Below are 15,036 nucleotides of genomic sequence, written 5' to 3'. Positions count from 1 at the left end.
CACATCAACAACATCCAACTCCACCACCACAACCGAACCCGGCAACCCCACCCGATCCACCGACGTACTCAACACCAACACCGGAGCGGCCACACCCAACACATACTCCACCCGCTCCACCGGCTGATCCACATCCACCGGCACATACCCACCCCCGCCTCGAGCACCGCATAAATCCCCACCACCAACTCCACCGACCGCCCCACCGCAACCCCCACCAACGACTCCGGACCCACCCCCAACCCCATCAACAACCGCGCCAACCGACGCACCCGCACACCGAACTCCCCATACGACAACACCACCGAACCGAACACCACCGCCACCGCATCCGGCACACACCCCACCCGCTCCTCGAACAACCCCACCAACGACACCCCCGGCACCACACACCCCGTCGCATTCCACCCCCCCAACACCAACTCCCGCTCACCCGGCGCGAAGAGATCGACGTCGCCTACCAGAGTGTCGACGTCCCGGGAGATGGTGCCGAGAATTGCGCTCAGTCGCCCCGCGATTCGGGTGACCGTCTCGTGGTCGATGGCACCGGCTTGGTAGCGAAGGCTCAACCGGAGTTGCGGTTCGAGACTCGTCATCAGGGTGAGGGGATAGTGTGTGGCGTCGCGGGCATCGACGCCCGTCACTCGCATGCCTGCGATGTCGGTGTCCTCGCCCAAGCCGGACGTGTCGATCGGATACGATTCGAACACCGACAGCGTGTCGAACAGGGTTCCCAGACCGACTCGCTGCTGAATTTCACCGAGCCCGACGTGGTGGTGATCGAGCAGGGCAGTCTGCTCCCCCTGCATGCGGCCGAGCAGTTCCGCGAAGGTCTCCGCCGGGTTCACCCGCACCCGCACCGGCAGGGTGTTGATGAACAACCCCACCATGTCCTCGACGCCGGGTAGGTGCGGCGGTCGCCCCGAGACCGTGGCGCCGAAAACCACGTCGTCGCGGGAGAGCAACCGCGACAACAACACTCCCCACGCCGCCTGGATCACCGTGTTCATTGTGCCGCCGAGGCGCCGTGTCACCGCGTCCAGCGGGGCGATCACATCGGCGGGCAGGTCGACGTCGACCTCGCCGGGCACTCCGTACTGCATCGCCGACGCGTGCGGCGCCACCAGTGTCGGCTCCTCGACGCCGTCGAGGGCCCCCTCCCAGGCCCGCGCCGATGTCTCTCGGTCGCGGTTCGCTACCCATTCCAGATAGGTGCTGTACGACGGTGCCTCCGGCAGGATATCTGGGCTGTCATCGGCGTAACGCACGAGCAATTCCCGCACGAGCAGCGGCATCGACCAGCCGTCCAGGACGATGTGATGGTTGGTGATGACGAGCACGTAGCTGCCAGGACTCGTATGCAGCAACATGAATCGCACGAGCGGGGGTGCTTCGAGATCGAACCGGGCGCTGCGGTCTTCGTCGAGGAGGCGTGTCAACTCCGCAGCGGCCTCCGGCCCGTGTCCGGTCAGATCCACCTCCCGCCACGGCGCCTCCACCGCATCGAGCACCAGCTGCACCGGAACCCCGTCGTCGTCGTAGACGAACGCGGACCGCAAGTTCGCGTGGTGGGCCAGCAGTCCGGCCGCGGCAGCCCGCAGACGCTCGGCGTCGACGGTCCCCTCCAGGTCGATCCGCATTTGTGCCGTGTAGACGTCCACCCTGTCGGTGACGAGCGACGTGTGGAAGAGCAATCCCGACTGCAGCGGCGACAGCGACCACACGTCACGCAGCGCCGGAAACCGCTCTTCCCAGCGCTCGATCTGCTGCTGGCTGACCGACACCAGCGGCACATCGGACGGTGTCAGCCCGCCCGCTCCCGGCCGCGCCACGTGCGCCGCAAGTCCGCCGAGCGCGCTGCGCCACAGATTCGCGAAGGCCGTGACCCCGGCGTGGTCGAGTACGCCGCGGGGATAGGCGATCGTCGCCCTCAGGCGGGGGCCGTCGGGGCGGTCGTCGACCAGGGCGTTGATGTCGAGAACGGATGCAACGGGCATGTCGGTGTTCTGGGTTCCGCCGAGCGTGCTCTCCACCGGGAGCCAGTCCTCCCTTCCGCCTGTGGTGACGACCCGGCCCAGATAGTTGAAACTGACCTGGGGAGAACGGAACCGGCGAAGCGACATTGCCGTGTCATCGTCCAGGTAGCGCAGCATTCCGAAACCGATCCCGTGATCCGGAATGGCGAGCAACTGTTCTTTGACCGCCTTGACTGCCTGCCCTGCCGCGCGGCCTCCGGTCAGGGCGTTGTCGACATCGATTCCGGTGAGGTTCACTCTCACCGGGTACACAGTGGTGAACCAGCCGACGGTGCGGGACACATCCGCGCCCGCGACGACGTGCTCCTCGCGTCCGTGCCCTTCGAGTGTGATAACGGTGTCCGCTGCGGCACTGCCCTGTTCGCCTTGCCAGGCGGTCAGTGCCAATGCCAGCGCGGTCAGCAGCCCGTCGCCGACGCTGCCGTGGAAGACCGCCGGAAGCGTGGTGAGCAGGTCGGCGGTCACGCTCGACGGCACGTCGACGGTGACCGTGTCCACGGTCGCGGCGACGTCGACTTCGGGGTTCAGCGGACGCGAACCGATCAACGGATCTGTGCCGTCGAGAATTGTCTCCCACATCGGCAGTTCCGGCATTCGTTGCGGCACCGCGTCGCGCAGGCCATGCGACCACCGCCGCATCGACGTTCCAACGTCCGGCAGAGTAGGAGTCGCGCCCACCTGAAGCTGAGTGCACACCGACGCGAGGTCGGCGACGAGAATGCGCCACGACACACCGTCGACCGCGAGGTGATGGACCACCACGAGTAGGCGCCCGACGCCGTTCGGAACGTCGAACCACACCACCCGCAGCATGGCTGCGCCGGCCGGATCCAGGTGGTCGGCCGCAGCATCGAGTTCTGCGGCCGCGAGCGCTGTGAAGCCGTCCCCGTCGACCGTCTCGACCGGCAAGTGGCGAACCAACCCCTGCGCCCGCACCGATCCCGGCGACAGCACTTCCATACCCTGGTCGTCGGCGAGCAATCGTGCCCGGAGCATGTCGTGCCGATCGAGCAACGCGTCCACGGCACCCTCGAGAACGTCCCGAGTGAGGCCGGCGGGGGCCGCGAGCAGCAGCGCTTGGGAGAACCTGTCGAGTCGGCCGCCGCTGCGTTCGATCAACCAGCGGGCCACCGGCGTCAAGGGCAGGGTGCCGACGCCCCCGCCCGGCATCTCATCGAGCGCGACTGGACCTCCGTCGTCGAATCGCGCCACCTCCGCGAGGCCGGCCACCGTTCTGCGATCGAACACGTCTCGGGGAGAGAGGATTACCCCGGCGGCCTTGGCGCGGGCCACCAACTGTATCGACATGATGCTGTCGCCGCCGAGCGCGAAGAAATCGGCCGTGGCACCTACCGAGTCGATCCCGAGAACATCCGCGAACAGTCCCGCGAGAAGCTCCTCGGTCTCCGTTCGCGGCGGCCGGCTCTGCGACGCAGAGGCTCCGAAGTCGGGGGCGGGAAGTGCTGTGCGATCGAGCTTCCCGTGAACAGTCAGCGGAAGCGAATCGAGCACGACCAGCGCGGCCGGCACCATATACAACGCCAACCGGCCACCGACGAAGTCGAGCACCGCCCTCGGGTCGATCGACACGCCGGATTCCGGCACGAGGTAACCGATCAGCCGATCAGCACTGCCGTCCCCGTTCCACACGCTTGCGACGGCCTGGGCCACATCGTCGTGGGCAAGCAGGGCGGACTCGATCTCACCGAGTTCGATGCGAAAGCCCCGGATCTTCACCTGGGTGTCGTTGCGGCCGAGGTATTCCAGTTGCCCGTCCCTCGTCCAACGCACCCGATCCCCGGTGCGATACATCCGGCTGCCCGCCGGGCCGAAGGGATCGGCGACGAAGCGTTCGGCCGTCAGAGTGATCCGCCGGTGATAGCCGCGCGCGAGGGCGGCGCCTGCGAGATACAACTCCCCGGGCACATTTACCGGGACCGGCTGCAGACGTGAGTCGAGCACGACCTCGGAGAAGCCACGAGTAGGCGCGCCGATGGTGACCGCCGCCTCCGGTACCAGTGCGTCGCTGATACTGGACACGACTGTCGCTTCGGTCGGACCGTACGCGTTGAACATTCGCCTGCCCGGTGCCCACCCCGCACATAGTTCCGGGGGACACGCTTCGCCGCCTGTGACCACGCACTCGAGGTCGGTGAGTTGAGCGGTATCGACCGACGCCAGCGCGGCCGGGGTGACGAAGCAATGCGTCACCCGCTCGGCTTCCAGGAGTTGCGTCAGTTCGGCGCCGCCGTACACGGTCGGTGGTGCGATCACCATGGTGGCGGCCGCCCCGACGGCCAACAGCAATTCCAGTACGGAGGCATCGAAGCTCGGTGACGCGAAATGCAGCACTCTGGACGCGGCCGTCGTGGCGAAAGTCTCCCGCTCCTGCAGGGCGAAATCTGCCAGGCCGCGATGCGTGGTCACCACGCCTTTGGGTCGTCCCGTCGACCCCGAGGTGTAGATCAGGTAGGCCGGATTGTCGAGCCGGACCGGCGAAGTCCGCTCGTCCTCGGTGACTGCCGACGCCGGGTACGTCGACAGCCCGTCCGCTTCGTCCACCGCCAGCCACGGCAACCCGCCGGGCAGTGCGCTGCGTTGCGACGAAGTCGTCACACCCAACACGGCCCCGGAGTCGGTGAGCATGTATTCGATGCGCGCCGCCGGGTGCTGGGGATCCACCGGAAGGAACGCGGCACCCGACTTGGCCACCCCCCACACGGCCAGAACGGACTCGACGGAACGGGGCACGCACACGGCCACCACGGTTTCCGGCCCGGCCCCACGCTCGATCAAACCGCGAGCCAATTGATTCGAACGCTCATCGAGTTCGCGGTAGCGCACGTGACGACTCTCGAAGACCAATGCGACGGCGTCCGGATCGTGGGCGACCGCCGCCGCGAGCAGTTCCGGCAGCGTCCGCGCTGCACCCGCCACAGCGCCCGTCACCGGAATCAGGTCGGCGCGTTCGCGAACGCCGAGGATGTCGATGTCACCCACCGGGGCGTCCGGGCCGGCCGTGACGGTCGCGAGGATGCGCTGGAGTCGTTCCGCGAACCCGGCCACCGTAGCCTCGTCGAAGAGGTCGGTCGCATAACCGAGTCCCGCGGTGATCCCTCCGGGGTTGCCATCCGCGTCCACGTTCTCGGCCAGCGTCAACTGGAGGTCGAAGTTTGCGGTCTCGATCGCCACATCGATGCTCCGCACCCGCAGATTCGGCAGTTCCAGCGTGGGCCGCTCGATGTTCTGGAATTCGAACATCACCTGGAACAGCGGTGAGTAGGCCGTCGAGCGGGACGGACTCACTGCCTCCACCACGCGTTCGAACGGAATATCGGCGTGCATGAAGGCACCGAGGTCGGTTTCCCGAACATTGTCCAAGAACTCGGTGAAGGTGGCGCCGCCGTCGACTCGGGTGCGGAGGACGAGCGTGTTCACGAACATCCCCACCACGTCGTCGAGTTCACGCTCACCACGCCCGGCGATCGGCGTCCCGACGGCGATGTCATCGGACCCGCTCAGTCGTGCCAACAAGATCGCCAGCGCGGCATGCACTGTCATGAACACCGTCGTTGTGTGTTGCCGCGCCAGCGCCACCACTCCGGCGTGAATCTCCGGAGCGATCTCGAACTCGACGCGTCCGCCGCGAAGTGATCGGACAGCCGGTCGGGGACGGTCGGTGGGTAGGTCCAGTACTTCGGGCAGGTCCGACAGCGCGGTGGTCCAATAGGCCAGCTGTCTCGACATCGGCGAGGTTTCCTCTGCCTCCGAGCCCAGCCACTCGTACTGCCACAGCGTGTAATCGGCGTACTGCACGGGGAGCGGGTCCCAATTCGGCGCAGTTCCATTCACTCTCGACACGTACGCGTCCATGACGTCGCGGGCCAGCGGAGACATCGAGAAGCCGTCGGCCGCAATGTGGTGCACGACCACCGCGAGCACGTGCGCATTCTCGTCGAGTTGGAAAAGGTTCGCGCGCAGTGGAACCTGCTGCGTCACGTCGAATCCCTCGGACAGCACCCGCAGGGCGCGTGCACGGAGTTCGGCCTCTCCCGTCACACCGACCGGAGTGAGGTGGGGCAGCGCGCTCGTCGTCGGCACGATCACCTGACGCGGTCCGTGGTCGGTGAGGGGGAAGATGGTGCGCACGGCCTCGTGCCGCTCGATCACGTCGGCGACCGCCGCCTGGAGCGCAGGTATGTCGAGTTCACCCTCCAGCCTCAACGCAAACGCCACGTTGTATGCGGACGAGGAGGTGTCGAATTGGTTGATGAACCACATCCGCTGTTGGGCGGGTGACACCGGGACTTCCGCGCCGGTTTCCCTCGCCTTCAGCGGCGGGCGGGATTCACGCCCTTCGTGCGACTGCGCCAGCATCGCCAAGCCGGCCGCGGTCGGCGCGTCGAACACGTCGCGAACGCTGATCCGGTTTCCGACAGCGGCATTGACGCGCGCCACCAAGCGAGTGGCCGTCAGGGAGTTTCCGCCCATGGCAAAGAAGTTGTCGTTCACTCCCACCCGCGGAATTCCGAGCAGGTCGGCGACAACCGCAGTCACTATCTCCTCGAACACGCCACGGGGAGCGACGTATCCGGGCATCTCGGCGCCGAAGTCGGGCTCGGGGAGGGCCTTGCGGTCGAGCTTGCCATTCACCGTCACCGGCAACTCATCGAGCACCACCACCACCGACGGCACCATATACCCCGGCAACACCCCCGCCGCCCACTCCACCACCGCCCGACCCTCCACCACCACCCCACACTCAGGCACCACATACCCCACCACAAACTCCCCACCCGACCCACCCCGCAACACCACCACCGCCTGCGCCACACCCCCATACCGCAACAACACCGCCTCGATCTCCCCAACTCCACCCGCTGCCCCCGCAACTTCACCTGAAAATCCACCCGACCCACATACTCGAGCTCCCCACCCGACAACCACCGAACCCGATCCCCCGTCCGATACAACCGCGAACCACACCCGAACGGATTCGCCACAAACCGATCCGCCGTCAAATCCACCCGACCCCGATACCCCCGCGCCAACTGCACACCCCCACATACAACTCCCCCACCACCCCCACCGGCACCGGCCGCAACCACCCATCCAACACAAACACCTGCGTATTCCACACCGGAACCCCGATCGGCACCCCCACCACATCCGCATCGGTCACCTCATGAAACGTCACATCCACCGACGCCTCCGTCGGCCCATACAAGTTATGCACCCGCACACCCGGCACCAACCCCCGCATCCTCGACGCCACCGACGCCGACAACGCCTCCCCCGACGCGAACACCCGCCGCACACTCACACACCGCGCCACCGCCGGCTCCGCCGTGAACACCGCCAACATCGACGGCACGAAATGCGCCGTCGTCACCCCATTTTCGACGATCACATCCACAAGATAAGCCGGATCACGATGCCCACCCGGCTCCGCCACCACCAACCGCGCCCCCACCATCAACGGCCAGAACAACTCCCACACCGACACATCGAACGTCACCGGCGTCTTCAACAACACCACATCATCCGAACCCAGCCCATACTCCCCTGCATCCACAACAACCGATTCACAATGCCCGCATGCGAAACCACCACCCCCTTCGGCCGACCCGTCGAACCCGACGTGAACATCACATACGCCGGATTCTCCCCACGCAACACCCCCAACCGCTCCCCATCCGAAATCGGCTCCCCGAAAACCCCGACACATCAACAACATCCAACTCCACCACCACAACCGAACCCGGCAACCCCACCCGATCCACCGACGTACTCAACACCAACACCGGAGCGGCCACACCCAACACATACTCCACCCGCTCCACCGGCTGATCCACATCCACCGGCACATACCCACCCCCGCCTCGAGCACCGCATAAATCCCCACCACCAACTCCACCGACCGCCCCACCGCAATCCCCACCAACGACTCCGGACCCACCCCCAACCCCATCAACAACCGCGCCAACCGACGCACCCGCACACCGAACTCCCCATACGACAACACCACCGAACCGAACACCACCGCCACCGCATCCGGCACACACCCCACCCGCTCCTCGAACAACCCCACCAACGACACCCCCGGCACCACACACCCCGTCGCATTCCACCCCCCCAACACCAACTCCCGCTCACCCGGCGCGAGGATGTCGATAGTGCCCAGTGCCGCAATCGGATCCGCCGTCACAGCCCGTAGAATTCGGAGGAAACGCTCCCCGAAGCCCACCACCGTCGGCCTGTCGAAGACATCCGTCGCGAATGTGAAGGTTGCGGAGATACCTGCGGGACTGCCGGATTCGTCGTAGTGCTCCGCGAGCGTCAACTGCAGATCGAACTGGGACACACCGGTGTCGACCTCGATGACCTCTGCGGTCAGTCCCGGCAGTTCCAGGTGAGCCGTCGCTGTGTTCCGGAATTCCAACATAACCTGGAACAAGGGTGAATAGCTGGTCGACCGGCCGGGATCGAGCGCCTCCACGACACTCTCGAACGGCACTTCCATGTGCCCGAACGCTCCGAGGTCGGCGTCCCGTGCACGAGAAATCATGTCGTCGAATGTGATTCCGGAATCCACGGCGGTTCGCAGAACCAACGTGTTGACGAACATCCCCACCAGGTCATCGAGCGCTGCTTCGCCGCGTCCCGCGATCGGCGTCCCGATCGCGATGTCGTCGGATCCGCTCAGCCGCGCCGCCAGCACCGCCAGAGCCGCGTGCATCACCATGAACATCGTCGCATCATGTTGACGCGCGAGCACCAGAAGCTCCCGATGTAGTTTCGCAGGCACCGAGAACGGGGCAACGTCGCCTCGCAGCGTCCGGTTCGCGGGTCGCGGACGATCCAAGGGAAGGGTTATCGCGTCGGGGAGGCCGGCGAGTGTCTTCTTCCAGTAGTCCAATTGCGCCGACATCACGCTCTCGGGGTCCTGATCACTGCCGAGGACGGCCCGTTGCCACAGGCTGTAGTCGGCGTACTGAACCGGGAGTGGGAGCCAGTCCGGCATCTGCTGGCGAACTCGCGCGGAGTACGCCACCATCAGGTCGTGTGCCAGCGGTGCCAGCGAAGCGCCATCCGCGGCGATGTGGTGGACCACGAGAAGGAGGACGTGCTCGTCGGGGCCGGTTCGCAGCAGTGCACCACGCACGGGTACTTCACCGCTGACGTCGAAACCCTGGTGAATCAGCGCGCCAATATGTTCGCGAACCTCGTGCTCGTTGTCGACGACTTTCGGCGTGAGGTCGGGAACCACCTGCGGCGCAGTCACGATCGATTGTTCCGGTCCTGCTGCCGAGTCCGGATACCTGGTGCGCAGGGATTCGTGTCGTTCGATGACATCCTCGGCGGCGGCCCGGAGTGCCTCCACGTCGAGGGTGCCGGACAGTCGGACCGCCATGGGAATGTTGTATGCAGGCGAAGTGGGGTCGAACTGATTGATGAACCACACGCGCTGCTGCGCAAGCGAGAGGGGTATGCGGTCCGGACGCTCGCGTGCGACCAGAGTCAGGCGGTCGGTTCTCCGCACGTCCGCAGGCTCGATCCGCCCTGCCAACTTTTTCACCGTCGGCGCCTCGAAAAGGTCCCGGACACCGAGGTCGACGCTCAGCGCGGCGTTGACGCGAGCGATTACTCTGGTTGCCACGAGGGAGTTTCCACCGAGATCGAAGAAGTCGTCGTCGACACCGATATGCTCCACTCCCAGCACGTCCACGAATACCTGCGCGACAGTCTGCTCCACCGGATTTGCCGGTGCGCGACGCTCGGTGGCCGCGCCGCCGAATTCCGGCGCAGGCAGGGCCGCACGGTCGAGCTTTCCCACTCGCGTCAACGGCATCTCGTCCAGCACCATGATCGCGGACGGAACGAGGTGTCGCGGCAGCTGCTTTCGGGCATAGTCCATCACATCGGCAGTCGAGAGCCGCTGGCCGGGAACCGGCAGTACATACGACACGAGGACGGTGTCACCGGACGGAGCGGTCCGCGGTATCGTCACCGCAGTTCTCACCCACGGATGAGTGTGGAGAACCGTGTCGATCTCGCCGGGTTCCACACGGAACCCACGGATCTTCACCTGGAAGTCGCTGCGACCCACGTACTCGATCGTGTGATCGGCCCGCCACCGTACGACATCTCCGGTTCGGTACATTCGGCGGCCGGGGTCGCCGAAAGGATTGGCGACGAAGCGTTCCGCGGTCAGCGCCGGCTTGCCGTGATAGCCGCGCGCCAGCGCGTCACCCGAGAGGTAGAGTTCCCCGGCCACTCCGATCGGTACCGGTGTCATCCGCGCGTCGAGGACCACCTCGTGGAATCCGCGGAGCGGACCGCCCAGGGTGATCGCTCCCGCAGGCGACATCGGTTCACTGATGTTCGCCATGATGGTGGTCTCGGTCGGTCCGTATGCGTTGCACAACCTGCGGCCCGGGGCCCACCGCTTCACCAGTTCGGGCGGACACATCTCGCCGCCGAACACCACGTCCTGGAAGTCGGTGAGTCCGTCCGGGTCGATGGATCCGAGCGCAGCGGTAGTGATGAACCCGTGAGTGACCCGCTCGAGTTTCAGGATCCGGGCCAACTCGGTGCCGCCGTATATCGTCGGCGGAACAATCACCATGGTGGCACCGGCACCGAAGGCCTGGAGATACTCGAACAGGGACGCGTCGAAGCTCGGTGTGGAGAAGTGCAGGGTCCGTGAGGTCTGCGTCGCTCCGAATCGGAGGCGCTGCTCCACGGCGAAGCTGTCCAGGCCACTGTGGGTGACCGACACGCCTTTGGGGAGGCCCGTCGAACCGGACGTATAGATCAGATAGGCCACGTTCTCCATGCGCAGCGGTCGCACCCGTTCGTTGTCGGTGACGGCGGACACCGGCAAAGCCGCACAGCGGGTACGGAACTCGGCGTCATCGAGGAGCAGCCACGGAATCGAATCGGGCAGCCGGGATCGCTCGGCAGACACCGTCACACCCACGGCGACTCCGGAATCGGTGAGCATGTGCGCGATGCGCTCGGCCGGATAGTTCGGGTCCACCGGCACGAATGCCGCGCCCGATTTCGCGACCGCCAGCATCGACAGAACCGACTCGATCGAGCGCGGCAAGCCCAGCGCGACAGCGTTCTCCGGACCGATCCCACGTGCGATCAAGACCCGCGCCACTTGGTTGGAGCGCTCGTCCAATTCTCGATATGTCACCTCGACGCCGCGAAAAGTGAGTGCGATGCGGTCAGGATGGTTTCTTGCTGCCATGTCGAACACTTCGGGCAGCGTGCGTTCGGATCGACCCGGCACTCCCGATACGGGGACGAGAGTGGCTCGTTCCGGGTCGGTGAGGATATCAATCTCGCCGACACCTGTCTCCGGGTTTGCGGTGACCGTCTCCAGGATGCGCCGAAATCGCATTCCGAGCCCGACCACCGTCTCCGGGTCGAACAGATCGGTGGCGAATCCGAGACTCACCGTGATTCCGGACGGAGTGCCGTCGGCATCGAAGAATTCTTCCGTCGCCACCCGAAGGTCGAATCGGCCGATCTCGGGCCGGACACCCTCCGGATCGTCGCGACGCTCGAGAAGCACCTGGACAATCGGCGAATATGCCGCGGAATCGCCGATCTCGAGCGCCCCCACCACCTGCTCGAATGGAACATCCCCATGTTCGAACGCTTCCTCTTCCACCTCGCGCACGTGGTCGAGCAGGGCGGTGAAGGCCAGGTCCGGTCGGACGCGCGTCCGCAGCACCACGATGTTCCGGCCGCCGGCCACGGCGGCAGTCGTCCCGACGGCCACATCCGAGGTACCGACAAGCCGGCTCAGGAGAACTGCCAGGGCTGCGTGCAGCACCCGGAAGACTGTCGTGCCGTGCTCCGATGCCAGCGCGACCACCCGGCGATGTGTTTCGGCACCGATCGGGAGTCCCACCCGGTCTTCCCGCAGGGATTGCACGGCGGGCCGGGTTCGATCGGAGGGCAGATTCAGCACCTCGGTAAGACCCGACAAGCGTGCTTTCCAGTACTCGAGGTGACCTGCTTCGAGGCGTAATCGCTCACCCATGCGGGCGGTCGCGCGGTGCACGGTCGACAGGGGCACGTGCGTGTCGACCGCGATGAACTCCTCGAGCAACTCGACGAATTGCCGGTGATGCGTGCGCAGCGCCGCGTCCTCGTACCGATCCGGATTCGCCCGGAAATCGACGGAGACGGCTGCCGGCGTGCCGCTGGAATACACGTTGACCAGCAGATCCTCCACCGGGCCCGAGGTGACGATGTGGTATTCGCCCACCAAATCGCCCAGCTGGACGTCGTGCGGGAAAAGCATGACGTTGACCATGGGCCCGTACAGCCGGGCGGCACTGCTCGCGCTCATGTCGCGGCGGATGTCGTCGATGCTGCACCTTTGATGGCGCAGCGCTCCCATCAGTTCACGCTGAACCCGCGACACGAGGGCCCCGACCGTGTCCCCTTCCTCGACCGAGATCGACAGTGGCGCGACATTGACCATCATGCCGCCGGAATTGCGCAGCAACGACGTGGTCCGGCCGGACAGGGGAACGTGCACGAGTACATCGGTTTTTCCGGTCAGGCGCGACAGGTAGCAGGCGAAGGCGGCGATGATGGTGGCTGCGGCGGCCGCCGTTGCCTGCCTGCCGGACCCGTGGAGGCCGGTAGTCGCCGCCTCGGACAGCACGGCGCTTTCGACTTTGCTCCTGGCCACGGCGGGCGCGGGCCGCTCGGCCAGGGTCGATCCCTCTACGGCCTCGATGCGTTGTGCCCAGTACGTCCGATCCGCCGTGTACCTATCCGAGGATCGATAGCGGGCGTCGATGTCGTACAGCTCGCGCAGGGTCGCTGCCCGACTCTGGTCCGGCTCCCGCGCGCTCACCGAGGCCGAATACCGGTGCGCGATGCGGCTGAGCATCGTCATGGCAGCGTATCCGTCGAGGGCGACGTGGTGGATGCGGCTGTACCAGAGGTAGTGCGACTCGCCCACACACAAGATCGACGTCTCGACCAGTCGATCGGCCTCGAGGTCGAGTGGGGTTCGGTAGTCCTTGTCCATCCAGTCGTGGGCAGCCGCGACCGGGTCGTTCTCGCCGCGGAAGTCGAGGAAGGCGATCGACGTGTCGGTCGTGTGGTCCACGTACTGCATCGGCCGGCCGTCGACCTCGACCACCTTCAGAAAGGGTGACTGAAATTCGCGACCGGCGGCGACGGTTTCCTTCCGCAACAGGTCGACGTCGAGGTCGCCGTGCAGCTCCACGTACTGCGCGATCGAAATCGGCACCGCGGGCTCGAGTTGCTGCGCGAACCAGGTGGCACGCTGCGCCGCGGACAGCGGGAAGAGTGCCGCGTCCGGATTGTGTGTCAGCGGGTTGGGCGTGTCGAGACGTTTCACGGCGGCTCCTCCGCGTACGGTATCCCCGACCGAAGAAATCGTGGCCGCGTCCGAACCTGGACACGCGCTTGTGTGAGGCGGACGCTTCTCCCCGCCCCCCGGCTCATCCGTTCGGCTTCACCACAAAACACAACACTTCATGCTTGCATAGCCGCGCGCCTCTTTTGGGCGGATTCGGCCGGTCGCGATGGCCGGTGTTTCAGGTCTGCTGAGCTGTGCAAACCCGCGATCATCCCGTTTCGTTCGACCGACTCCGCGTCTCCTCGACGCGTTGCCGCTGCCGGACCCCGTACGCCGCCTCCGTGACGGCGGCGTCGTCCTCGAGGCCCGACCCGAGCGCCCCACCGATGGTGGCGATGGACGCCAGCAGCCAGGCGAGCGTGAGGTAATCGGAGAAGTTGACCCCGTGCCCCAGAATGCGGGACAGCAGTTCCGGGGGAAGAGTGAGACACGCGGTGAACAGCAGCAGGCAGAACAGAGCCACGTGAAGGACGATCACGCCGATGACCAGGGTGACGACGGTTGCGGTGTTGTACAGCACCGAGCGGTCGCGTTCCTCCGGTGACTTAGGCCGCTCCCAGAGTTCATGATCGAGGATCAGCCAGAGAATCATCGCTACGATCGACAGGACCGTTGCCGCACTCATACGCCACGGACCCATCGTGTCGGCGAACATCCAGATAGTGCTGGTGGCCAGCGCGACAGCACCAGTGGCGAAGGCGCCGACGAGGACCTTCGACAGTCCGGTGACCAAGCGCCACGGCCGGTTGGCCCGCACCATCCCCGACAGCAGTCGAAGTCGCCGCAGACCCGAGGGCGCGAAATACCGGATGCCGTCCTCGATCTGCACACACGGGAACCGTCGCGCCGCGCCCGGCGCCGTCAGTTCCGGTTCACCGAGGATGCGGGCGATCGCGAGTTCGGTGACGGTGCGGACGCGGCCCTCGATGTCGACTCCCCCCACCCCGACGACCGAGATGAGCGCAAACAGGTGGTCGGCGCTGACGTCGGCTATTACCGGCAGGGTGTCCTCGCGGCGCGGCAGATCGGTGAGGTACACGACGATGTCCTCCCCCTCGGAGGACGGATCGACCGCGTCGATGACATCTGCGAAATTCGCTTGCTCGTCTGAGAGGTAGGGCTTGCTTCGCACGCACGTCGTCCACCGGCGCTCGAGCCGGTCACGGCTCCGGAGGCGCTCCGGCAGGTACTCCGCGACGCGTTCCGCGAGAACCGCAGGCTTGCCCGGATCCGCGATCAACAGCACCGAAGCCCGCTCACCCGTGGAACCGGGTTGCCCTCTCTGCAGGTGGTCGTTCGCCTTCACCTCCTTCGCGTACCCGCTCGGTCCGACCCGAAACTAGTAGCGCGGTCTTTCCGCCGCACAGCAGTCACCTTCACACTGCCTCCGACTGCACCGGCTGGCTCGTGCGGGACTTGCAGGTGCCACCTGATCAGCGAGCGGACTGTAGCAAAACAGGACACTGCGACCGATGTGAGCCAAGTTACATTTACCGGGAGGAAATCAGCTCCGGAAATCCCCTGACCAGTTGTGTAAGGTGGTTATGAGTATCGACAAGGCGCGTCGCGAGCCATGGA

At 65.8% G+C, this 15,036-nt stretch carries 1 protein-coding gene and 1 pseudogene; both read right to left on the bottom strand.

Annotated features, from left to right (window positions below; genetic code table 11):
- Positions 1–68 precede the first annotated feature (68 nt).
- Positions 69–13,437, bottom strand: a pseudogene (locus JQT59_RS38350) (amino acid adenylation domain-containing protein).
- Between the two features lie 229 nt (positions 13,438–13,666).
- Positions 13,667–14,764 (bottom strand): hypothetical protein, encoded by a 1,098-nt coding sequence (locus tag JQT59_RS11990; RefSeq protein WP_213576324.1) that lies wholly within the window; start codon positions 14,762–14,764, stop codon positions 13,667–13,669.
- Positions 14,765–15,036 lie beyond the last annotated feature (272 nt).

The sequence above is a fragment of the Rhodococcus sp. USK13 genome (assembly GCF_018343855.1).
Lineage (GTDB): Bacteria > Actinomycetota > Actinomycetes > Mycobacteriales > Mycobacteriaceae > Rhodococcus_F > Rhodococcus_F oxybenzonivorans.
This window is presented reverse-complemented; position numbering and strand designations above follow the sequence as displayed.